Origin of the sequence: Kyrpidia sp. (genome assembly GCF_023512215.1) — a bacterium.
Classification (GTDB): Bacteria; Bacillota; Bacilli; order Kyrpidiales; family Kyrpidiaceae; genus Kyrpidia; species Kyrpidia spormannii.
Map to the genome: position 1 here is coordinate 1 of NZ_JAILZZ010000041.1, position 22,200 is coordinate 22,200.

Here is a 22,200-nt window from a genome sequence, read left to right on the forward strand (position 1 = left end):
TTTATCATTTTCTCGGGCGGCCCGCTTTACGTCACCTACGATGCCATGCCGAGGCTGATCCCAAGCCTGTCGATCTATGTGGACCAGCAGCTGGGCGGCATTATCATGAAGCTGATCCAAGAGGCCGCCTACATCGGCGCCATCGTGTACATCTTCGTGCAGTGGACCCGGAAGGAGAAGGAGCGGGATCGGCAGGACAAAAAAGGACAGTTGGTTTTCTTCCCCGTGGACAAGGATGGGTTTCATGGGGCGAACACCTGGTAAGAAAGTCCTGGCAGGATAGACAACCGAAGGGTCATCAATGCGGCAGGGCGAGGGCCCTGCCTGTTTTTTGGAGGATGCCGAGTCGGAGGTGATGTGTCTCAGCTGCGGAAGCGGTTCTCCGGAGTATGGTATAATCCCGATAAAGAAGGCGCAGAGCTTTCTCAGAGGTGACACCAAGGGAGGGTTTGGCTTGCGGGTGGACGTCAAATGGCTGGGGAAACGGGCTTTCGAGGCCTTGGGGCAGACCAGCGGTCACACGGTACGAATCGACGCGGCGGAGTCGGCGGGCGGTGAGGGCAGCGGCGTACGGCCGATGGAGATGCTGCTCATGGGGGTCGGAGGATGCACCGGAATCGACATCGCCATGATCTTGGAAAAAATGCGTCTCCACATCGACCGGCTCGAGATGACGTTGAATGCGGAACGAGCGGAGAAACATCCACAGCGTTTTACAAAGATCACCATCGATTACGTCCTCGACGGGCCAGACCTGACCCACGAAAAGGTCAAGCGAGCCGTGGAGTTGTCCTATCACACCTACTGCTCGGCGCTGAATTCCTTGAATGCCGATTTTGAAATCCGTTACACCCTAAACGGTGAGACGCGGACCGTGGTTCCGGCATCGGCTGAATCGGTCGGCGGACGGGCGTAACCCTTCTCTCGAAAACATACCGGGGCCAGGTGTATTCCATGGCTCATAAGGACCGCAAAGCGCCCTGGGCATTGTGCACCCAAGGCGCTCTTGGCCTTAACGGGCCACGGGGATCGGCTTTTTCTCGCTGTCGGCATAAGGTTGATCGAGCAACTCCCGAAGCTCTTGGTCCCACAGTGTGCGGATCCGCGCCTGTTCCTCCTCGGTGAGGGGCGGCACATCCGGGGCCGCGGTAAATTCGGCGACATTGGCCTCACTGGTGAAATTCGGCAACACCGTCACCACCGAGGGCTGGGCGAGGGCGAATTGAATCGCCGCCTGACCCAGGGTGCGGCCGGTGCCCTCGGTCAAGAACCGGAGCTTCTCCACCGCTTTCAATCCACGCCCCATCCACTCATGTTTCCGGTGATTGCGATGATCTGATTTATCAAAGTGTTTTTCCGGGTTATATGTGCCGTCGAGCAGCCCGGATGCGTGGGGAACCCTGACGATCAAGCCGACGTGGTTCCGTTCCGCAGGCTCAAACAGGTCCAGGGAGGGCCATTGCTCCAACAGGTTGTAAATGACCTGCATGACGTCGATGGATCGGTTCTCCAGGGCGTACAACCCTTCGTTCCGCCAACCAATATCCGGCCCCAAAGCCGGCCCATAGGCGCGGATCTTCCCTTCATCTTTCAGACGCTCAAGGGTCTCGAAAATGCTATCCTGTTGCAGCGTGGACATGCGGGTGTTGTGCAACTGGTAAATATCGATATAATCGGTCCCAAGCCGTTTCAGGCTCTGTTCGCACGCAAAGCGGATGAATTCCGGCGTCCACTTCTGCGGAAGCTCGGACATCCCCGTTCGCTCACCCGGATTGCTGTAAATGTCATAACCGAACTTCGTGCCGATGATAATCCGATCGCGTTTCCCGGGAAACGCTTCGGCCAGGATCGTCTCTCCCTTACCGGTGCCATAGACATCGGCGGTATCAAAAAAAGTGACCCCCGCATCGAAGGCCTGATGCAGCAGCCGCAGGGCGGTGTTTTGATCGCGGACTCCCCACCACGTGGTCGCCACCGACCACACTCCGAACCCTACTTCAGAAACCCGAATGTCCGTTCCGGGTATGGTGCGATATTTCATGGTCCCCCTCCTCGCCGGTTTCAGACCGGCCCCATTTGCCTACGATTCTTATTTTACCATTCCTTTTTCTCACCATGCAGATCAAGGGTTGTGAAGGAATTGTGGACAAGACGAGTGCAGGTCAAAAGTTCAAAAATCTCAAGTAGGATTTTGCCTCTCTTTGTCGAATTTTAGTATCACAAATACGTCACAGGGTAGCCTTAGCGCCGGTGGTGCCGGACAGGCGTCGTCGAAACCGTGTGGCGTTTTTCTATCTATTCAGCGAAGGAGAGAACGACAATGGATCTCCGCTCAAAACTCGATGCTTATCGTCGCCGGGAGGAGAGTCTGGCTTGGGAGGGAACGTTTCTGGATTATTTGGACCTGGTGCGGAAAAACCCCCGCATCGCCCAGCCCGCCCATGCCCGGATCTACGAAATGATCGTGTCGGCCGGGGTGGAGATCGTGGATGGGCACAAGCGATACGCCTTTTTCTCCCGGGAGTTGTTCGGGCTGGACGAGGCGTTGGAGAGGCTGGTGGAGGAGTATTTTCATCCTGCGGCCAAAAGGCTGGATGTGCGCAAAAGACTGCTCTTGCTGATGGGACCCGTCAGCGGCGGAAAGTCCACGGTGGTGGCGCTCCTGAAGCGAGGGCTCGAGGAATATACCCGAACGGATGAAGGGGCGGTCTATGGCATCGCCGGCTGCCCCATGCACGAAGAACCTCTGCACCTCATTCCCGGCCCGCTCCGGCGGGAGGTGGAAGAGGAGCTCGGGGTGTTTATCGAAGGTGACCTGTGTCCTCAATGTCAATTGCGGTTGGAGAACGAATACGGCGGCCGCATTGAAGATGTGCGAGTGGAGCGGGTGGTGTTTTCGGAGAATCGCCGGGTGGGGATCGGGACGTTCAGTCCCTCGGATCCCAAGAGCCAGGATATCGCCGATCTGACGGGGAGCATTGATTTTTCCACCATCGCCGAATACGGGTCGGAGTCGGATCCCAGGGCTTACCGATTTGACGGGGAGCTCAACAAGGCCAACCGCGGAATTATGGAATTCCAGGAGATGCTGAAAAGTGACGAGAAATTCCTGTGGAACCTGCTGAGCCTCACCCAAGAAGGGAATTTTAAAGCGGGACGGTTCGCCCTGATCTCCGCAGATGAGTTGATCGTGGCGCATACGAACGAAACGGAGTACCGGGCTTTTATCAGCAATAAGAAAAATGAAGCTCTGCATTCTCGAATGATCGTTATGCCCATTCCTTACAACCTCAAGGTCAGCGAGGAGGAAAAGATTTATCAAAAGCTGATCGGGCAAAGTGAGTTGCGCCACATTCATCTCGCCCCCTACGCCTTGCGAACGGCGGCCATGTTCACGGTGATGACCCGATTGAGGGAGTCGAAGCGGGCGGGGATGGATCTCGTAAAAAAAATGCGCCTGTACGACGGCGAGGCGGTGGAGGGGGTTCAAGACAAAGACGTGGCCGAACTCCGGGCTGAAGCGCCGGACGAGGGGATGTTCGGGGTCGACCCGCGCTACGTGATGAATCGCATCTCCAGTGCCCTGATCCGTTCTGACGCTCCGTGTCTCGGGCCGCTCGACATTCTCAAGTCCCTGAAAGATGGCTTTGACCAGCACCCTTCGATCACGCCGGAAGAACGAGAGCGACTCACCAATCTCATCGCCCTGGCGAGACGGGAGTACGACGAAATCGCCAAGCGGGAAGTCCAGCGGGCCTTTGTGTATTCTTTCGAGGAATCCGCCCGGACATTACTGGAGAATTATCTGGACAACGTGGAGGCGTTTTGTAGCTGGCAGAAGATTCGTGATCCTATAACCGGGGAAGAGATGGACCCCGATGAAAAGCTGATGCGTTCCATCGAAGAGCAAATCGGCGTCACCGAGAACGCGAAAAAATCTTTCCGCGAGGAGATTCTCATTCGCCTATCGATGTACGCCCGCAAGGGTAAGCGCTTCGAGTATACGTCACACCCCGCGTTGAAGGAGGCCATCGAGAAAAAGCTGTTCGCTGATTTGAAGGATGTCATTAAAATCACCACGTCGACGAAGACGCCAGACGAAGAACAACTGAAGCGGATCAACGATGTCGGCCGTCGATTGATCGAGCACCACGGATACTGTTCAGTGTGCGCGAACGAATTGTTGCAATACACAGGCAGTTTGCTCAATCGCTGAGCCACGGAGGGAGGGAATGAGGATGGGGCGTACGCCGTTTTCTCTCACCCACGATGACTGGAGCTTGCACCGAAAAGGCCAGATCGACCAGGAGCGGCATCGGGAGAAGGTACGCCGGGCGATCCGGGAGCGCTTAGCGGATCTCGTCACCGAGGAGAGCATCGTCCTGTCCCGGGGCGGAACCGTTTTTCGGGTGCCGATTCGCTCCCTGGAAGAATACCGCTTTCGATATCAGTGGGATAAGGGGCCTCGGGTGGGCCAAGGGCAAGGGGGGACCAAGCCCGGAGACGTGATCGGCCGCATGCCGGGCGCCAAGGGCCAAGGGGCGGGTCAAGCCGGCGACGCACCGGGGGTGGATTATTACGAGACCGAAGTGAGTCTCGAAGAGCTGGAAAATATCTTGTTCGAGTCCTGGGAGCTCCCGAATCGCAGGCCGAAAGACCGCCGGGACATGGAGGTGGACCACATTGAGTTCACCGATATCCGCAAACAAGGAATGATGGCAAACCTCGACAAGAAGCGAACGATCCTGGAGGCGATGCGCCGCAATGCCCGGGAGGGCCGGGGAGCGATCATCGACCTGCAGCCGGACGATCTTCGCTTCAAGACCTGGGACGAAGTGAAAAAGCCGGAGACCGCCGCCGTGGTCATCGCCATGATGGACACGTCCGGCTCCATGGGGACTTTTGAAAAATATGTTGCCCGTTCGTTTTATTTCTGGATGGTCCGATTTCTTCGGCGCAACTACCGGAAAGTGGAGATCGCTTTTATCGCCCATCACGTCGAAGCGAAGGAAGTCAGCGAAGAGGAATTTTTCAACAAAGGGGAAAGCGGGGGGACCCGGTGTTCCTCCGCCTATGAACTCGCCTTGGAGCTGGTGGAGCGGCGCTACCCGCCGGCGAGCCACAACATCTACCCGTTTCATTTCACCGACGGGGATAACCTCGGCTCCGACAATCCCCGCACGGTGGAGCTGGCCGAGCGACTGCTTGAGTATTCCAGCGCCATGGGGTATGCCGAAGTGATCTCCCATGGACGGGAGAGTCGGCTTATGGAAGAATTTCGCCGGATCCAGGCTCCCCATCTCCGCCTCTCTGCGATCCGGGATCGGGAGGACGTATACAGAGCCTTGGCCAGTTTCTTCGCTCCGAGTCGGGATGTGTCGTGAACATCGACCGAGTCGAGGATCGGGGATATCACCAGGGGAGGACGAATCCGCCGGAAACAGGGGGGGTTAACGTGCCACGTGGGGATTTGGATCGTTTGGAGGAAGTAATCGAGCGCATGACTGATATCGCCGAATCTTTTGGACTCCGTCCGTTTCCGATGCGCTATGAGATCTGCCCGGCTGACGTCGTCTATGCCGTTGGCGCCTACGGGATGCCCACCCGATTTGCTCATTGGAGTTTTGGCAAAGCTTTCGAGCGGATGAAACTGCAGTATGACACGGGGCTCAGCAAGATCTATGAACTGGTGATCAATGGTGATCCTTGTTATGCCTTTTTATTGGATACCAATACTCTCCTTCAGAATAAGCTGATCGTGGCCCACGTTCTCGCCCACTCCGATTTCTTTCGCAATAATGTCCACTTTTCCACCACGCCCCGGGACATGGTGGAACGGATGTCGGTTTATGCGGAGCGGATTCGACGTTATGAAATGGTTCATGGGGAAGACACCGTGGAAGCGTTTTTGGACGACGCTTTGGTGGTGGCGGAGCATACGCCTCCGCCCTCCCCGGTGGGGCCCGGTCGGCCACCCCGGGAAGCCGAGGAGGGGAGGGAAGGGGGGCGCGCCAAACGAGACAGACTGCGGGAAGACATCCCCGCTTATCTCATCGAGTACAGCCCCGAACTCGAAGATTGGCAGCGGGATATTCTCGCTGCTCTCCGGGAGGAAATGCGGTATTTCTGGCCGCAGCTCGAGACGAAGATTATGAATGAAGGATGGGCCACCTACTGGCATTTGCGGATCATGCGGGAGATGGATCTTCCTCCGGACGAGGCCTTGGAATTCGCCCGGATGCACAGCCAGGTGACGCAGCCCGGGGGCTATTCCATCAATCCGTATCGCCTGGGGTTGGCCATTTATGAAGCTCAGGGGGAAGACCTGGAGCGGCTGTTCGAGATTCGGGAAGGGGAGACAGACGTTTCCTTTCTGCGAAATTATTTGACCGAGTCATTGGTTGAAGAACAGGATCTCTACCTGTGGGAGGCGGCCCGGGGGGAGCTCCGGGTGACGGAGAAAGACTGGCGGCGGGTCCGGGACGCTTTAGTGGCCGAACGGGTGCACGGGGGGCTCCCGACGTTAGAAGTAGCCGGGGAGTCGCCCCGGGGGGAGTTGGTGTTGCACCATCGCTACGAGGGTGTGCCCCTAGACCTGAAACACCTCAAAAAAGCGCTGATGGCCGTGCGGCGGCTGTGGGGGACCACCGTTCATCTCGACACAGTGGTCGACGAGCGTCCGGTGCGGTTTACCGCTGCAGTCGACGGAGTCCGGTCGGAACCGATATACGCAGGAGGCGTCGGGCCGTCCGGGTCCTGAGGGTCGGCCGCGACGCCCATCCTTCCCCACTTTCGATTACCACCCCAATCGGGCCCGGGCCGCCTCGGATAGGCGCTCCGGCGTCCAGGGAGGGTCCCAGACCACTTCCACCACTGCCTTTTCAACCCCCGGCACCCGGGCCGCGGCCCGGCGTACGGCTTCGCTCAGACTGGTGTGAGCCGGACACCCCGGGGTCGTCATTGTCATGCGGATGAGGACGACCCCTTCTTCCGGCTCTTCGATTCCATAGATCAAACCGAGATCGACGACATTGATCCCGATCTCCGGGTCCAACACCATCTTCAGAGCCTCCCGGAGGATATCCTGGTCAGTCATTGCCGCGCATCTCCCTTCCGATCTTGCCGAGGTCGACTACCGTCAAAAGGTGAAAGCAAAAGACCCCCAGGGCCAGGGACACAACCGTTCCTCCCGCGGCCGCCGCCCAGGACTGCATCCAGGCGATGCCCGCGGTGAGTACGATCAGTCCCACGGCAAATGCCCAAAGCACCGGCCGGGGCTGCTCGGGGGAGATCAGATCGCCGATCAACGGAACCTTTTCCTTTCCCGCCCTTTGGCTGTACCGGCGGGTCCAGATCAAAAACGGAACAATTTTGTACGCGTAGCCCATAACGGCTAAAGTCATCCAGCCGAGGAGATACAAGGCGGCCACACCGGCCCATACCTTCGGGCTTCGAATGCCAGGGGCGAGAATGAACCCGGCGGATCCGATGAGTCCGGCGGCACCCGCGACAATCACGGCGCGAAGGGTAGGCTCTATCTTTTTGCGCAGCCGTTTACCCAGGATCTCCCGCAGGTGGAACAGGTGCAAGGCAAAGGTCGCCAACCCCGCGATGCCCCCGAGTACCGTCACGGGGGCGACATGGGTCCAGGCGCCGAGGATGATCAGCCAGATGGCGGCATGGGCGAAGCCGAAGGTCCAATCCCGCAAGCGCACCGAAAAACCGTGGGAAAGGGTGAACATCGGCAGCAGCTTAAAACTGAAACCAATAATCAAGAATGTGAAGAAACCGCCGGCGGCGAGCACGATGTGGGTGACCAGAAGGGCCTCGATCCAGTTGCGCAGCCCGGGGACGCGAGGGGCGACGATGAGCAGCCATCCCACGGTCACCGCCAGGGGTAGGTACACGTGGGCCGAGCGCACAAACCGGAACATGGCGTCGCGATTTGGTGCCTTTTTGAGCGAGGCGCTGACAATTCCTGCGTAACCGCCAATGGAGATCGTCGCGGCCGCGCCGCTCAATAACAGTCCCGGATTCCACCAGGCGGCCATCGATGCTGCGAGCCCTGCTGTGGACACCGCGTAGAGCCAAAAGTTCCACTTTGCCGCCTGTTCCGAAGCAATGGGGATCAAAAAGGCAACACTTTCCAATTGGTACACGGCCCCCATGACGAAGGACAGCAAGGAACCCAGGGTCAACAAATGGGTTAAGGCGATCCCCGCCGCCCCGAACAGGCCGCCCTGGAATCCCCGAAGGGACTGAATGAGGAGATCCCCGGCAAACACCGCGAAACCGACCAACCCCAGGAGCAGGTACCGCATAGGCAGAGAAAATGCTGGAGAGTAATCCGTCACTCCCGGGGGTAACATCCCGGGTGCAGATGCCCGTCCGCCCGGCGGTCTGGACGCTGTAACCCGAACCGCTGCGGGATCCCCCCGGGCGCCTGGGGACGCCGCCCGACCCGCACTGGCTTCCGTCGGCCGTTCTGGTTTGGTTGTAGGCATAATGGCACCTCCTCCACTGTTCCGATTTTGGCCCAGGCGGATGGAGTACGTCCCTTACAATCGCCGACTAACAGGCCCCTCCGTCACTGGGCTCGATAAATCTTGACCCGGACTGTTCCACTCTCTTCCTGCTCAATATCGTAGCGATATCCTCGTTCTTCCAGTTCAGGGAGCAGGAAGGCGGGCACTCGCTCATTCCAGATTTCGAGTCCCAGTTCACCGGCTCGGCATTCGGGATGTTGCTCTAAAAAGTTCAGGGTCCGCATCATGGGCTCCGGCGGCTCCAGCCCGCGGTTGTCGAGGCGGAAGAAGGGCCGCTCCGTCTCCTCCCGATAGAACTGCACGATAAAATGCTCTTCGCTTTCTTGGACAACCGTACTCCGATACCCTTGCCGCCCCAGAACTCGGATTAAGGGGTCGGGACGAAAAGTCGCATGCAGTTGGAATACGTCCTCCGGTTCCAGGCAGCTAACCGTTTCCATAATGCGTTCAAAGGGCTCTTGCTTCGCCCGAAGCATGTCCCGGACGTCTAAATCGACAATCCTCCTCATCATCAATCCTCCTCCAGCCCCGAAAAACGGGCGGTCGGGCCCTCGACGAAAGCCGCGGGGGATTCCCGAACCGCCTTGATCCGAGTTTTCTCACCGCTTCCCCAGTTGCACCCTCCACTCCGTCGGGCCTTCTTCAACGTAGTTCCAGTCAAACCGATTCGTTTGTTCTGCCGCGAATTGGTAATAGAGCGGCTTGGGATCGTGATCGTTAATCAGGAGCAGTTGTTCTCCCGGTGGCAGCGCCTCCCAGACGAAAAAGATCGTCCGGTGTTTGTCCGCAGGAGCGAACCGGCGTACATCGAGCACAGCGGCGTAACGGTTTTCCATCCTCTTCCCTCCCGAAAAAATCAGGCTGATGCCTTCATTATTCAGGTTGGCGGGGTTGCACGTCTGTGAGGTGCATCACAGTGGCGCGAAGGCTGTCGTCTAAAGGGACCCGGCCTAGGGGAAGGGAGCGGACGGGACGTCGCGCACGTGGTACAATAAACGAAGATCTTGGGATGGGGAAGGGATACGCTTGATCCAAGTGATGGTCGTGCGGGATCCGGCAGATAAAGACAAAGCCTTGGCGGTTCGCCGCAAGGTCTTTATTGAAGAGCAAGAAGTACCCGAGGACCTGGAGTTGGACGAGTGGGACGAGGATCCGCGAACGGTTCACATTGTGGTCATTGAGTCGGGCTCCCCGGTGGGGGCGGCCCGGATGATCCCTTATGGGGAGAAGACGATGAAGATCGGTCGCATGGCGGTTTTGCCCAGCCATCGACGGAGGGGGCTGGGGAGCCGGGTCATCGGCATTCTTGAAGAGATTGCCGAACGGGAAGGGCAAAGAACCATCGTTCTGGATGCCCAGGTCCATGCTCGGGGATTCTACGAAAGACTCGGGTACGAGGCCGAGGGAGAAGAGTTTATGGACGCCGGGATTCCCCATATCCGCATGAGAAAGGAACTCCGCGCGCAACGCTAGGGCATCCAAGGGGGGAGCGGGATGGATGGGTTGTTGTACTGCCGGTGTGAGGGACTGCCGATGTACCGAGGGCGGGATCGGCAGGAGTACGTCTGCCCCCATTGTCGGGCATCGGTACCCCTCTGGCGGGTGGAAGAAGCCATCCTGCACGCTCTCGATGCGGTGCTCAAACAGGAATTGGATTACGGCCGGCTGATCGCTTCGGCCCTGGATCTCGCCGCCCGGAGCGGGGTGGAGGTCGGTAATCTGTTTTCCGAAGTGGAAGGGGCCCTCTCCTTGTACCCGGATGATCCGGTAAAGCGGCACCGGTTGATGCGGCTCATGGTCTCCCGGGTGGAATATGTCCCCTACCACGGAACCCTGGAGGTGGCTTTCGAATTCGGAAGCCGGACGGAAGCGTAACGGCGTAACGGGTCGCCTGGGGGCCTGTGGGGCAGCCTGGGCTTTTTTTTTATGGATTTCGTTCTCTTGTGCCCGTTGAGGGAGGAAGGAGAACTCGTTACAATGGGACTTGTCCACCACACTACATATAGTGTTGGATTTGCATGATTTCGAGGGGGAAACACTATGCAGTGTCCCTATTGCGCGCATGGGGATTCAAAGGTGATTGAGAGCCGCACGACCGCCGATGCCGTGCGCCGGCGGCGGGAATGTCTCGCCTGCGGCCGCCGGTTTACGACGTACGAGCGGGTGGAGGTCTCCCCCCTTCAGGTTATCAAAAAAGACGGGATGCGGGAGACTTTTTCCAGGGAGAAACTCCGCCGCGGTCTGCTCAAAGCCTGTGAAAAGCGCCCCATCACCTCGGAAACCATCGATGCTATGGTGGATCGGGTGGAACGGGATTTGCGCCAGGCGTTTGAGCGTGAGGTGACCACGAACCAGATCGGTGAGCGGGTCATGGCTGTCCTCCGGGAGGTCGACCAGGTGGCCTATGTCCGCTTTGCCAGTGTATACCGCGAATTTAAAGACGTGGAGACGTTTCTTCGGGAAATTCTTCCGCTCCTGGACAAAGAGAGGGGTCAAGGGTTGTGATGGAACAAAAGGATCGGACCATGCTGCCGTTCACCGAGGAGGACCGCCTCTCACCCACCGGGGAAAGGATTGTGGCAGATCGGTATTTGCTGAAAGACGCGAAAAAGGAGTCGCTGAAACCCGGCAGCCTTGTCGTCGCCGTAATTGACAAAAAGCGGGCCTACCACGAGCTGGGCAAGGTCGTCACCGTCGACCCCTCCCGGCGCACCGCTGTGGTGGAACTTCGGGATGGTCATCGCATTGAGCAGTCTTACGACGACCTCGACGTGCTAAAGGAGCAGTCACCCCGGGAAATGTGGCGGCGAATTGCCAAAGGGGCGGCGGCGGTGACCAAGGACCCGGGACTGTGGGAAGAGCGGTTTTATCAAATGCAGAGCGGATGGAAATATGTCCCCGGCGGGCGCATCAACGCCTCGATGGGCACGGGTTTCCAGACCACCAGTTACAACTGCTTTGTCATCCCCAGTGTCGGCCCCCGGCTGCGGGATTACGCGAAATCCTTTGGCCAGACCTTGGAGATCCAGGCCCGCTCCGGCGGGGTGGGCATGAACCTCTCCCGAATACCGCCCCGGGGCAGTCTCATTCCCGTGTCAAAGGGTCCCCGGCGGTCTCACCTGCAATTGGTGCTGGACGTTTGGCACCCGGACCTCTTTGATTTTCTGCAAGAGTCCTACCCTCACAGCACCAAGGTGGTTCGGGTCAACCGGGCGTTCTTGCAAGCCGTAGAGGACCGGGCCGACTGGACGTTTGTGTTCCCGGATTCCTCCTTCGACGGATACGACGACCTGTGGGACGGGGATTTGGCCAAATGGATGAAACAGGATCTTCCAGTCAAATATGGCACCACGGTACCCGCCCTGACGGTGTACGACAAAATCCTCGAATCCGGCGTGGTGATGACCGAAGAGGTGCTGGGTGCTGTATTGGTACCCGGGGATAGCCGGGGTACCATCGCCGAGACCCTGGGGGATATGTGGGAGGAAATGGCCCGGGGCCGCCGGACGGCGGTGATCCTGTCTTCCCTGCGCCCTCGTTACACGTACGTGAAAGGGGTTAACGGGCGGAGTTCCGGGGCGTACTCCTGGGGGATCCTTTACGATAAGGGGAACCAGGTGTTCGGAGATGGTTTTGGCCCAGTGGGGGTCGGGGAAATCATGTCGGTGGGCTGCCAATTGACCCTCCAAGGAGGATCCCGGCGGGGGGCCCTGATGTTGATCCTGAACGACCGCCACGCCGATCTTCACCGGTTCATCCAAGCCAAGCAGGTCGAAGGGGTGATCACCGGGGCCAATGTTTCGGTGGGCATCTCCGAAGAGTTCATGCAGGTGAAACAGCAGGGCGGTGATTGGAGTTTAGGATTTCCCCGGATGGAGGAGATGGACGATTTCGATGGCGACTTCGGCCGCTGGGAGGCGACGGGTCGGGAATTGGTGGTCACCGAGACTCTTCCGGCGGAGGAGTTGTGGGAGGAAATCATCACCTCCGCGTGGAAATCCGCCGAACCCGGCGTGGTTTTCCTCGGGCGCTACAACGCCATGAGCAATAGTTGGTATTATAACCCAATCATCGCCACAAACCCTTGTTTCCACCCGGATACTCGGGTCGCGACGGAATTTGGCTATCTGCGCCTCGAGGACCTCTATCATCGGGTCGGTTCGGCGCCGTTTAAGGTCCTGACGGATGACCGCGTTCATCGCCGGGTCGAAGTGGTCAACGGTCGATCCTACGCGGTGCCCGGGGTGTCGCCACGACCGGCTGTGGTCTTTCCCACGGGACGAAAACAGACGGTGAAGGTGGCGCTGAAAAATGGCATGGAGTTGAAAGTGACGCCGGATCACCGGCTCCTTACATCGGATGGGTGGAAAGAAGCGGGAGAACTGCAGCCCGGCGACTTGGTTCTCATCCAGTCCGGGGAGGGGTTGTTCCCGGAAAAGGATGGCCTAGGACGGGATTGGGGTTGGTTTTTGGGATGGTTGGTCGGCGATGGTTGGATCTCAAAGCGCGGAGATGTCGGGATGGTCTTTGGTCGCGAAGACGCAGAAGTCATTCCGGAGATGATCAGGATCGGCAAGGAGCTATCCGGGGCGGAAGCCAAGGTATTCGAAAGGGAGAACGGGGTTTTTCAAGTTTTCTGGTGGAGAAAGGAATTTCGCGACCGGCTCCTGTCTCTAGGGGTAAAACAGGTCAGGGCCGAGGACAAGAGGGTGCCCGCGGCGGTGTTTGAGGCCTCGAGGGAAACGGTGAGAGCCTTTCTTCAGGCTCTTTTCAGTTCGGATGGCACGGTTTATGAAAATGACGAACATCACCGCACCGTGCGAATGACCTCGGCTTCAAAAAGCTTACTTCAAGACGTGCAACTTTTGCTATTGAATTTCGGGATACATGGAAAGATATATGATCGACCCAAAAGGAACCAGGCGAAATTCCAGTACCAGACGATTTCCGGTGAATCCCGGGTGTACGAGAGTAAGGGTTTCTACGAGCTGATTCTGTCTGGCAACAATGTGGCGGTGTTTGCCGAGAAGATCGGGTTTGCACTCGTGACCCGAAAACAGGAGGCTCTCCAGCGAATCAGCCGGCCTTCTCGAAAACGGGAAAAATTTTATAGCGCCGTAGCGGGGGTGGAGCCAGGGGAGGAAGTGACGGTCTACGACGTCAGTGAACCGGAAACCCACTCCCTGGTGGCTTCGGGCATCGTCGCCCACAACTGCGGGGAACAGGGGCTGCCGGCCTTTGGGATCTGTAACCTCGGCGCCGTGGTGCTGAGCAAATTCACCACCGGCTTTGAGGACAGCGGGGTGGAGGCGACTTTTTCGGATCCCGCCAAAGAAGAGTACATCCGCGGGTGGCTCCGCAAGCATTTTGACGACGAGCGGGCGGAGTTTTTCCTCCACCACATCCGCTGGGAGGCCCTGGAGGAGACGGTCCGCACCGGTGTGCGCTTTCAAGATGCGGTGATCGATGCCACGTACTATCCGTTTGAGGAAAACCGGGAAAACCAACTGGGCGAGCGGCGGGTGGGCCTCGGCATCATGGGGCTGCACGATCTGCTGATCCACTGCGGCGTGCGCTATGGCAGCGAGGAGTCGACCCGGCTGATCGATGTGTTGATCGGGATGATGGCGGAATGGTCCTACCTGGAGTCGGTGGAACTCGCCAAGGAGAACGGTCCCTTCCCCCGATTCGACGCCGAGAAGTTCCTGCAGTCCGGGTACATGCGGCACATGGCCGCGGAGAGGCCGCACGTCGTGGAAGCCATTCGCAAATATGGCGTGCGCAACGTCACCACCATGACCATCGCGCCCACGGGGACCACCGGCACGATGGTGGGGTGTTCCACCGGGTGCGAGCCGTACTATGCCTGGTCGTATTTTCGCAATTCCCGTCTGGGGATGTTTGAGGAGAACGCCCAGATTGTCGATGACTATCTCGCCCTTCACCCCGGCGTGGACCGGGAGCACCTCCCGGATTACTTTGTCACGGCCATGGAGTTGACCCCTGAGGAGCACGTCCGGGTACAGGCGGCATTGCAAAAGTGGATCGACTCCAGCATCTCGAAGACCTGCAACGCGCCGGAGTCTTATACCGTCGAGGACACGAAACAATTGTACGACCTGGCGTACGATCTCGGGTGCAAGGGTGTGACCATCTACCGGGACGGTTCCCGCTCGGAACAGGTCTTGGCCCTGAGCGAGGACAGGCTCAAGAAAGAGGGGGCGGGTGCCGGGGAAGGGGCCCAGACCGGGACGGCGGCGGTGGAAGCGGGTGCCGCGGCGCCCCAGGCGGCGGTCGCGGCGGAGTCGCCGGGGACGGGCCGACCGAGCACGACAAAATATGTCAAGCGCAAGCGCCCGGATGTGCTGTACGGGGCGACGTACAAGAAGGAAACGCCCCTCGGCACTGCGTACATCACCATCAACGACGACCCGGAAGACCATCTGGCCCGGGAGATCTTCGTGAACATCGGGAAAGCGGGCAGCGACGTGTACGCGGCGAACGAAGCTTTGGGCCGGGCGATCACCCTGTACCTCATGGACTCGCAAAATCCGGATAAAGAAGCGGTGTTGGTGCGCCATTTCTCGGGGATCGGAGGATATAGCGCCGTGGGGTTCGGGGAGCGACGGATCACCAGCGTCCCCGATGCCATCGCCAAATCCCTGATCGAGCACTCGGAAACTTTTCCCCTCCGCCATGGCGGGGTCTACCATGCGGCCGCATCCCAGGGCGATCCTGACACCGGCGGGGGTGCAGACGGCAAGGACGCTTCCGGAGATGGACATGGCCGCGGAACAGGCGGTGGGCACGGAGATCATGGCCACGGAAACGGCAACGGGCGTTCCCTGCGGGGTTTCAACATTGGCAAAGACCTGTGTCCGAACTGTCACCGCATGTCTTTGGTGCGTCAGGGCGGGTGTTTTGAATGTGAAGCTTGCGGGTACAGCAAGTGCTGAAACGGGCCGGGCGGCCCGTGCCAAAGGACCACTCGGGCCCCGGTTTTTTGGGGCCCGGGCCGAGGTCGTAGAGCCATCCGGGAGGGGGTGTGGGAATGGGATGCCGAACGTTCATCGTGGACGATAACCGGCGCGCCCGGCAGGCGGTGCGGGCCATTCTCGGAGGGGACTCGTTCTTCGAGGTGGTCGGAGAGGCGGAAAGCGCCCGGGAAGCCTTGGAGCGGATCCCCGGGCTGCACCCGGATCTGGTTCTCATGGACATCCGGATGCCGGGAACGGACGGCATCGCCCTGACCCGCATGCTCAAAGACCGGCTGCCCGAGATCAAGATCGTCATCTTGACCGTGTCCCACGACCCGGCTGATCTCCTGCGGGCGGTGAGGGTGGGGGCCCAGGGGTATCTGGTCAAGAGCCTGGATCCCTCGGATTGGATCAGTTACCTGCGGGCCGTGGCGGACGGCGCTTCTCCCATCTCCGGAGAGGTGGCTGCCCGGCTGGTGACCACCCTCGCTTCCCCGGCTCAGGGGTCTGCGGCAGAGGTGGCCAAACGGCTCACTCCCCGGGAACGGGAGATCCTCGGGTTGATCGCCCGGGGCAGGTCCAACCGGGAGATTGCCGAGGCCCTCACGATTAGTGAGAATACGGTCAAAAACCATTTGAAAAACATCATGGCCAAGCTCGACGTCAAAAATCGCGCCCAGCTGGCGGCCTTGGCGGTTCGGGGGGCCGCACCTCCCGAGGCGTAGTGCCCGTGTGCCCGCGGGATTCAGGAGGAAAGGGATCGCCCGGCGGGGAGGGACCTTCCGTTCCATGGGGCATGTTGTCCGCTGCCGAGCAACCAGCCGAGCACGGGAACGCGGTTCGTCCCGGCCATCAGCAGCCAGGACAAAACCATCGTCATTGCCCACAACAGGGCGGTTTCCGCCCACCAGAAGCGATGGGAGCTGCCGGCAAAGAGGTTTTGCTCCAACAGGAACAGGATCAGGGGATGGCTCAGATAAATGCCGAAGGAGAAGCGGCCCACGGCGTGAACCCATCCCCCTTCCCGTCCGTGTTCCCGTTTCCACCTGCCAGTCAGATACAGCGCCATGGACACGGCGATGCCATAAAATACATAAGACGGCTGCATGATGTTTACGGCCCCTGCATAGGACCATCCCGATTTTAAGCGCACCACAAAGACGGTCCCGACGTAGAGGGCTGCGATGCCCGCGGCGATCCAACCCAGCCACACGCTCCTGCGGGCGAGGCGCCGGCCCGGACCGGCCAGGGCCACCGCGGCGCCGAGGGCGGATCCGAACAGAAAATACACGAAATAGTAGGCGAGAAACCGGTCCCGATATAAAAACCACTTGGCTGAACTGGTGTAGTGAAGGGTCCAGTGAAAGTCCACGTATAACAAGACAAGGCCGGCCGCCGCGAGGAGGATCGTCCATCCTTGGCGCCGGGCCGGGGCCAGTCCCTGAAACCAGCGAATCCACCAGGGAAAGAGCAAGTAAAACTGAAGGGTCAGCACGATGTAATACAGGTGATACATGGCGCCTCCGGTGAGCAGCGCTTCGATCACCGCCCAGGCATTTCGAACATCGATCCCCGTTCCGCCACCCAGGGCCGGCAGGACCGTCAGGTAAATGGCACTCCACACCAGATACGGAACCACCACCGATTGGACCCGGCGGTTCAGAAACGGCCCGGGTTCCACCGTTCTTCCCCAATACTGGTATGTCAGGACGAACCCGGTGATCACCATAAAGATCTGCCGGGCAAACCGCAGGGATGCCACGGAAGCCATGGGCAAAAAGGGATCTCCCCCGGCTCCGGGGACGACCGCGACGGCGTATCCCAGAACGTGCAGAAGCACCACCACGCCCATGGCGGCTCCCCGCATCCACGTGACTTCCTCGAGATTCGGTTTGCGCTTCGCCACTGCTCTCCCTTCTTTCCTCACTTTTTCCGTTCCGGCTTCCCTGTGTCATTGTCCTCCATTGTACCAGAACAATGTCAAGGACCTGTGGAGGAGCTCTGGAGAGCCCATGGACTTGCCGGGTTAAAAACTCCCTGCCCCGGGCATGATAATTCGACTGCCCAGGTCTACCTCCGGGTATCCGGGTCCATACTGAGACTGAGACGAGATTCTGAACGAGGTGCGGCTCCGGGAACACACTGCAGCCATCATCGTAGAAAGGACCTTGACACCCAAGGAGAGGGGGCCGCCCGACAGGGGAGGTTGGATCATGGGGATTCTCCAGCTCATTGAGGATTTTCACGAAGAGGAGCAGCGGCTGAATTGGGAGGGGTCTTTTGCCGAGTACCTGGAGCTCGTGGAAAAGAACCCGCATCTGGCTCAAACCGCCCACGCCCGGATTTACAACATGATTGTAGATGCCGGGGTGGAGAAGGAGGAGGGGCGCACCCGGTACCACTTTTTTGACCGGGAACTGTTCGGACTGGAAGAGACCATCGAACGTCTGGTGGAGGAATATTTTCATTCCGCCGCCAGGCGCCTGGACGTCCGCAAACGGGTGCTGCTTCTCATGGGGCCGGTGAGTGGGGGCAAATCCACCATCGTGACTCTCCTCAAACGCGGCCTGGAGGCGTACACCCGCACCGATCGCGGCGCCGTGTACGCCATCAAGGACTGTCCCATGCACGAAGACCCGTTGCATCTGGTGCCCGATTCCTTGCGCCCGCAGTTCGAGCGGGAGTTCGGCATCCGGGTGGAGGGGCACCTGTGTCCGGTGTGCCGCCTGAATCTCCGGGAGCGGTACGGCGGCCGGGTGGATCAGGTCCGGGTCAAGCGGGTGCTATTTTCCGAAGACGATCGGGTGGGGATCGGAACCTTCAGCCCCTCGGACCCCAAGAGCCAAGATATCGCCGATTTGACCGGAAGCATCGATTTTTCCACCATTGCGGAGTACGGGTCGGAGTCGGACCCCCGGGCCTATCGGTTCGACGGGGAGCTGAACAAGGCGAACCGTGGGCTCATGGAATTCCAGGAAATGCTCAAATGCGATGAAAAATTCCTCTGGAACTTGTTGTCCCTCACCCAGGAAGGAAATTTCAAAGCTGGGCGCTTCGCCCTCATTTCAGCCGACGAACTGATCGTGGCCCACACCAACGAGACCGAGTACCGGTCCTTTATCAACAACAAAAAGAACGAGGCGCTCCACTCCCGCATCATTGTCATGCCGGTGCCCTATAACCTCAAAGTCGGCGCCGAAGTGAAGATTTATGAGAAATTGATCGAACAAAGCGACGTCAAGGGCGTCCACATCGCCCCTTATGCGCTTCGGGCGGCCGCCATGTTTTCGGTGCTGACCCGTTTGAAGGAAACGAGCAAACCCATCAGCTTGGTGGAAAAAATGCGGCTGTACGACGGGGAAGATGTGGAAGGGTACAGCGAGGCGGACGTGAAAGAGCTCAAACAGGAGCATCCCGATGAGGGCATGAGCGGCATCGATCCCCGGTACGTGATCAACCGCATCTCCAGCGCCCTGATTCGCCAGGAGACTTCCTGCATCAACGCCTTGCACGTGCTTCGGGCGCTCAAAGAAGGTCTGGACACCCACCCGAGCATTTCTAAAGAGGACCGGGAGCGTTACCTGCACCTGTTGTCTCTGGCCCGGAAAGAGTACGATGAAATGGCCAAAAACGAGGTCCAAAAGGCCTTCGTTTATTCCTTTGAGGAGCAGGCGAAGGTGTTGCTGAACAACTATCTCGACCACATCGAAGCCTATTGTCACCTCAAAAAGCTCGTGGATCCCCTGACCGGTGAAGAAGTGGAACCCGATGAGAACTTGATGCGTTCCATCGAGGAGCAGATCGGGGTGTCGGAAACGGCGAAAAAACCTTTCCGGGAAGAAATTCTCATTCGGATTTCCAGCTATGCCCGAAAAGGCAAGACCTTTGATTACCGGTCCCACGACCGCCTCCGGGAAGCGATCGAAAAGAAACTGTTCGCCGACCTGAAAGATGTTATCAAAATCACCACCACCAGTGCGGTGCCGGATGAGCAGCAACTCAAGAGGATCAACGAGGTCACCCGCCGGCTGATCGATGAACACGGATATTGCCCGGTGTGTGCGAATGAACTTCTCCGCTACACCGGAAGTCTGCTGAATCGCTAGGAGGCGGGACCATGACGGAACCGTTGTTCATCCTCTCCCAGGAAGATTGGTCTTTGCACCGCAAGGGGTACGATGATCAACGCCGGCACCGGGAGAAGGTCCGGGAGGCCATTCGCCGGCACTTGTCAGATCTGATCGCCGAAGAGAGTATCGTCCTCAGCGATGGCAAACAGGTGATCAAACTGCCCATTCGGACCCTTGATGAATACCGTTTCCGATTTAATGAAAACAAAGGGAAGCAGGTGGGGGCCGGGAAAGGGAACAGCCGGGTGGGAGACGTTCTGGGGAAGGCGGGGGATCCAGTCCAGGCCGGGGGGATGGGCCAAGGGGCCGGGGACGCCCCGGGCATGGACTATTACGAGACCCAGGTGGAATTGGAAGAGATCGAGGAGATGGTGTTTGCGGATTGGCGACTGCCAAATCTGCAGAAAAAAGAAGAGGTGCAAAGTTCTGCAGATGGTCTGGCCTGGACGGATGTCCGCCCCAAGGGCCTGACCGGCAACTTGGATAAGCGCCGAACCTTGTTGACCCACCTGAAACGAAACGGCTTGCGAGGGGACCGGGGGCTGGGCCGCATCCGGGAGGACGATCTGCGCTACAAAGTCTGGGAAGACCACCCGGCCCCGGACAGCCGGGCGGTGATCTTCGCCTTGATGGATACCTCGGGGTCGATGGGGGAGTTTGAAAAATATGTGGCGCGCACGCTGTTTTTCTGGATGACCCGGTTCTTGCGCCGGCAGTACAGCCACGTGGCCATCGAGTTTATCGCCCACCACACCGAGGCAAAACGGGTGACTGAGGAAGAATTTTTTACCCGGGGCGAGAATGGCGGCACCAGTTGCTCCAGCGCTTACCGCCTGGCCCTGGATTTGGTTCGGGAGGAGTACCCGCCGAGTCGATACAACATTTACAGCTACCATGTTTCCGACGGGGATAACCTGCCGTCGGACAACGACCCGTGCCTGGCGGGGATCAATGAACTGTTGAACGTCGCCTGCGCCGTGGGATTCGCCGAGGTCAATCCGTACAATCGCCCGTCCCTTTTGATCAGCCAGCTGCAACGGCTGCAACACCCTTTTTTTCGCATGGCGCGCATCCGACAGCGGGGTGACATCCTCGGGGCACTGAGCGACTTTTTCCGCCCGGACGGCAAGGAGGCGGTTTCATGAGCCTTTCGGCCCTGGAGAGGTCTCGTTTGGAGACGGCCATCGAGCGGATCACCGAGACGGCCCTAAACCTCGGCCTTCAGCCCTTTCCCATGCGGTACGAAATCACCCCGGTGGATGTGCTCTACACCATCGGAGCCTACGGGATGCCCACGCGGTTTTCCCACTGGAGTTTCGGAAAAGCGTTTTACCGCATGAAAATGCAGTACGATCTCGGCCTGAGCAAGATTTATGAGCTGGTGATCAACACCAATCCATGTTACGCTTTTCTCCTGGATACCAATACGTTGGTTCAAAATGAGCTGATCGTCGCCCACGTGCTGGGACACAGTGATTTTTTCAGGAATAACGCGTATTTTCAGCGCACTCCCCGGGATATGGTCAACCGCATGGCCGCGGCGGCAGACCGGATTCGACAATATGAGCGGGAGTTCGGGACAGAGGCGGTGGAATCCTTCCTGGATGCGGCCCTGGCGATCCAGGAGCACATCGACCCGTCCCATTTTTCAAATCCCGGTCAGGAGAAGGACCTGTCCGAAGGGACGAAAGGGCCGGGTCCCTACGATGACCTGTGGGCCCTGGACCGGGAGCCGATGGTCGATGAAAAGGAAGAGGCCCTTCGCACCGTGATGCGTCAGATCAAGGAAAGAGCAGATGCCCGAAAGCGAGGAAAGCGCCCGGAAAAAGACTTGTTGATGTTTTTGATGGACAACAGCCCCGTCCTTGAGGATTGGCAACGGGATGTGCTCACCATCGTCCGCCAGGAAATGCTTTATTTTTGGCCCCAACTGGAGACGAAAATCATCAACGAAGGTTGGGCGACGTTCTGGCATTTGCGGATCATGCGGGAGTTCGACCTGGATCCCGCAGAGAGCTTCGAGTTCGCCAAACTTCACGCCGGGGTCGTGGCTCCCTCGCCGGTTCAGGTGAACCCCTACGCCGTGGGCCTGGCGATCCTGGAGGACATCGACAATCGGCTCGGCCGGGAGGCGCTGTTCGAGGTCCGAGAGATTGAATCCGACCAGAGTCTGCTGCGCAACTATCTGACCAAAGAGATCGTCGACCGGCTGGACCTGTACCTTTATCAACGGGTGGGCTCGGAGTACCGGGTGGTGGACAAAGACTGGGAAGCGGTGCGGGATCGGCTGATAACCGCCCGGAACAACGGAGGGTTTCCGTACATCGTAGTGATAGACGGAGATCATGAGAATCGGGGAGAATTGTACCTGCGCCATGAATTCGAAGGCGCGGAATTGGATCTCAAATACGTGGAAAAGACGCTGCCCTATGTCCATGCCTTATGGGGTCGACCGGTCCATTTGGAGACGGTGGTGGACGGCCTGCGGGTGCAGTTCACGTGTCAAGAGGACAGAGTCACCCGCAGGTTTCTCTAAACGGGTGGCGG

19 protein-coding genes are annotated in these 22,200 nt (G+C 58.9%); 13 read left to right on the forward strand and 6 right to left on the reverse strand.

Translation table 11 applies throughout. The features are described 5' to 3' along the window. Together K6T64_RS12680 and K6T64_RS12685 are read left to right on the forward strand one after the other, a co-directional pair. Positions 1-264, forward strand: a 264-nt coding sequence (locus tag K6T64_RS12680; RefSeq protein ID WP_288010582.1) for a cytochrome c oxidase assembly protein, incomplete at its 5' end; no start/stop codon positions are given. 196 nt (positions 265-460) lie between these two features. Further along, positions 461-916: an OsmC family protein gene (locus tag K6T64_RS12685; RefSeq protein WP_353737818.1), complete on the forward strand. Its 456-nt coding sequence runs from the start codon at positions 461-463 to the stop codon at positions 914-916. Positions 917-1,012: 96 nt separating this feature from the next. Here K6T64_RS12685 and K6T64_RS12690 read toward each other — a convergent pair whose 3' ends face one another. Next, a complete protein-coding gene (locus K6T64_RS12690) occupies positions 1,013-2,041 on the reverse strand; it encodes an aldo/keto reductase (RefSeq protein ID WP_288010584.1) in 1,029 nt (342 codons plus the stop codon). A 279-nt stretch (positions 2,042-2,320) separates the two neighbouring features. Between K6T64_RS12690 and K6T64_RS12695 the strand changes: the two genes are divergently transcribed. The 3 genes from K6T64_RS12695 (at position 2,321) to K6T64_RS12705 (ending at position 6,760) form a co-directional block, all read left to right on the forward strand. Then, complete coding sequence (locus K6T64_RS12695; RefSeq protein WP_100667000.1) at positions 2,321-4,216, forward strand: PrkA family serine protein kinase; 1,896 nt, start codon at positions 2,321-2,323, stop codon at positions 4,214-4,216. 22 nt (positions 4,217-4,238) lie between these two features. Next, the gene (gene yhbH, locus K6T64_RS12700; protein ID WP_288010585.1) at positions 4,239-5,384 is read left to right on the forward strand and encodes a sporulation protein YhbH; all 1,146 of its coding nucleotides are present in this window, start codon (positions 4,239-4,241) and stop codon (positions 5,382-5,384) included. 71 nt (positions 5,385-5,455) lie between these two features. Beyond that, complete coding sequence (locus K6T64_RS12705; RefSeq protein WP_170099163.1) at positions 5,456-6,760, forward strand: SpoVR family protein; 1,305 nt, start codon at positions 5,456-5,458, stop codon at positions 6,758-6,760. Positions 6,761-6,796: 36 nt separating this feature from the next. Here the strand turns inward: K6T64_RS12705 and K6T64_RS12710 are convergent, their stop codons facing one another. From K6T64_RS12710 to K6T64_RS12725, 4 genes are all read right to left on the reverse strand, one after another. Further along, a complete protein-coding gene (locus K6T64_RS12710) occupies positions 6,797-7,096 on the reverse strand; it encodes a metal-sulfur cluster assembly factor (protein ID WP_170099164.1) in 300 nt (99 codons plus the stop codon). Continuing rightward, positions 7,089-8,504 (reverse strand): hypothetical protein, encoded by a 1,416-nt coding sequence (locus tag K6T64_RS12715; protein ID WP_288010586.1) that lies wholly within the window; start codon positions 8,502-8,504, stop codon positions 7,089-7,091. The genes K6T64_RS12710 and K6T64_RS12715 overlap by 8 nt, the downstream gene beginning before the upstream one ends. Positions 8,505-8,587: 83 nt before the next feature. Continuing rightward, entirely contained in the window at positions 8,588-9,055 is a 468-nt protein-coding gene (locus tag K6T64_RS12720) for a DUF2249 domain-containing protein (RefSeq protein WP_288010587.1), read from the reverse strand. Between the two features lie 90 nt (positions 9,056-9,145). Next, positions 9,146-9,382, reverse strand: coding sequence for a DUF2249 domain-containing protein (locus tag K6T64_RS12725; RefSeq protein ID WP_288010588.1), 237 nt, complete (start codon positions 9,380-9,382; stop codon positions 9,146-9,148). 199 nt (positions 9,383-9,581) lie between these two features. Here K6T64_RS12725 and K6T64_RS12730 point away from each other — a divergent pair, with 199 nt between their 5' ends. The 5 genes from K6T64_RS12730 to K6T64_RS12750 all read left to right on the forward strand — a co-directional run bounded on the left by K6T64_RS12730 (position 9,582) and on the right by K6T64_RS12750 (position 16,248). Then, positions 9,582-10,019: a GNAT family N-acetyltransferase gene (locus tag K6T64_RS12730; protein ID WP_288010595.1), complete on the forward strand. Its 438-nt coding sequence runs from the start codon at positions 9,582-9,584 to the stop codon at positions 10,017-10,019. Between the two features lie 21 nt (positions 10,020-10,040). Next, complete coding sequence (locus tag K6T64_RS12735) at positions 10,041-10,421, forward strand: hypothetical protein (protein ID WP_013074507.1); 381 nt, start codon at positions 10,041-10,043, stop codon at positions 10,419-10,421. Between the two features lie 165 nt (positions 10,422-10,586). Beyond that, positions 10,587-11,051, forward strand: coding sequence for a transcriptional regulator NrdR (nrdR, locus tag K6T64_RS12740; RefSeq protein ID WP_013074508.1), 465 nt, complete (start codon positions 10,587-10,589; stop codon positions 11,049-11,051). Beyond that, positions 11,051-15,502, forward strand: coding sequence for an LAGLIDADG family homing endonuclease (locus K6T64_RS12745; protein WP_288010596.1), 4,452 nt, complete (start codon positions 11,051-11,053; stop codon positions 15,500-15,502). The genes nrdR and K6T64_RS12745 overlap by 1 nt, the downstream gene beginning before the upstream one ends. 95 nt (positions 15,503-15,597) lie before the next feature. Then, complete coding sequence (locus tag K6T64_RS12750) at positions 15,598-16,248, forward strand: response regulator (protein ID WP_100667006.1); 651 nt, start codon at positions 15,598-15,600, stop codon at positions 16,246-16,248. 20 nt (positions 16,249-16,268) lie between these two features. On the opposite strand, the gene K6T64_RS12755 is transcribed toward K6T64_RS12750, so the two are convergent. Then, positions 16,269-17,429: an acyltransferase gene (locus K6T64_RS12755; protein ID WP_100667007.1), complete on the reverse strand. Its 1,161-nt coding sequence runs from the start codon at positions 17,427-17,429 to the stop codon at positions 16,269-16,271. Positions 17,430-17,736: 307 nt separating this feature from the next. Here K6T64_RS12755 and K6T64_RS12760 point away from each other — a divergent pair, with 307 nt between their 5' ends. Genes K6T64_RS12760 through K6T64_RS12770 form a run of 3 tightly spaced genes read left to right on the forward strand, consistent with a single transcriptional unit; the run spans position 17,737 to position 22,189 of the window. Then, positions 17,737-19,629, forward strand: coding sequence for a PrkA family serine protein kinase (locus K6T64_RS12760; RefSeq protein WP_100667008.1), 1,893 nt, complete (start codon positions 17,737-17,739; stop codon positions 19,627-19,629). Between the two features lie 11 nt (positions 19,630-19,640). Then, positions 19,641-20,798, forward strand: a complete 1,158-nt coding sequence (yhbH, locus tag K6T64_RS12765; RefSeq protein WP_288010589.1) for a sporulation protein YhbH — start codon at positions 19,641-19,643, stop codon at positions 20,796-20,798. Continuing rightward, complete coding sequence (locus tag K6T64_RS12770; RefSeq protein ID WP_288010590.1) at positions 20,795-22,189, forward strand: SpoVR family protein; 1,395 nt, start codon at positions 20,795-20,797, stop codon at positions 22,187-22,189. The genes yhbH (K6T64_RS12765) and K6T64_RS12770 overlap by 4 nt, the downstream gene beginning before the upstream one ends. The last annotated feature ends 11 nt before the right edge of the window (positions 22,190-22,200 follow it).

Excerpts from the sequence above, each read along its gene's own strand:
- nrdR (WP_013074508.1), top strand. The coding sequence starts at position 10,587 with ATGCAGTGTCCCTATTGCGCGCATGGGGATTCAAAGGTGATTGAGAGC.
- K6T64_RS12720 (WP_288010587.1), bottom strand. The coding sequence starts at position 9,055 with ATGAGGAGGATTGTCGATTTAGACGTCCGGGACATGCTTCGGGCGAAG.
- K6T64_RS12770 (WP_288010590.1), top strand. The coding sequence starts at position 20,795 with ATGAGCCTTTCGGCCCTGGAGAGGTCTCGTTTGGAGACGGCCATCGAG.
- K6T64_RS12710 (WP_170099164.1), bottom strand. The coding sequence starts at position 7,096 with ATGACTGACCAGGATATCCTCCGGGAGGCTCTGAAGATGGTGTTGGAC.
- yhbH (WP_288010589.1), top strand. The coding sequence starts at position 19,641 with ATGACGGAACCGTTGTTCATCCTCTCCCAGGAAGATTGGTCTTTGCAC.
- K6T64_RS12760 (WP_100667008.1), top strand. The coding sequence starts at position 17,737 with ATGGGGATTCTCCAGCTCATTGAGGATTTTCACGAAGAGGAGCAGCGG.
- K6T64_RS12745 (WP_288010596.1), top strand. The coding sequence starts at position 11,051 with ATGGAACAAAAGGATCGGACCATGCTGCCGTTCACCGAGGAGGACCGC.
- K6T64_RS12695 (WP_100667000.1), top strand. The coding sequence starts at position 2,321 with ATGGATCTCCGCTCAAAACTCGATGCTTATCGTCGCCGGGAGGAGAGT.
- yhbH (WP_288010585.1), top strand. The coding sequence starts at position 4,239 with ATGGGGCGTACGCCGTTTTCTCTCACCCACGATGACTGGAGCTTGCAC.
- K6T64_RS12725 (WP_288010588.1), bottom strand. The coding sequence starts at position 9,382 with ATGGAAAACCGTTACGCCGCTGTGCTCGATGTACGCCGGTTCGCTCCT.
- K6T64_RS12735 (WP_013074507.1), top strand. The coding sequence starts at position 10,041 with ATGGATGGGTTGTTGTACTGCCGGTGTGAGGGACTGCCGATGTACCGA.
- K6T64_RS12715 (WP_288010586.1), bottom strand. The coding sequence starts at position 8,504 with ATGCCTACAACCAAACCAGAACGGCCGACGGAAGCCAGTGCGGGTCGG.
- K6T64_RS12750 (WP_100667006.1), top strand. The coding sequence starts at position 15,598 with ATGGGATGCCGAACGTTCATCGTGGACGATAACCGGCGCGCCCGGCAG.
- K6T64_RS12690 (WP_288010584.1), bottom strand. The coding sequence starts at position 2,041 with ATGAAATATCGCACCATACCCGGAACGGACATTCGGGTTTCTGAAGTA.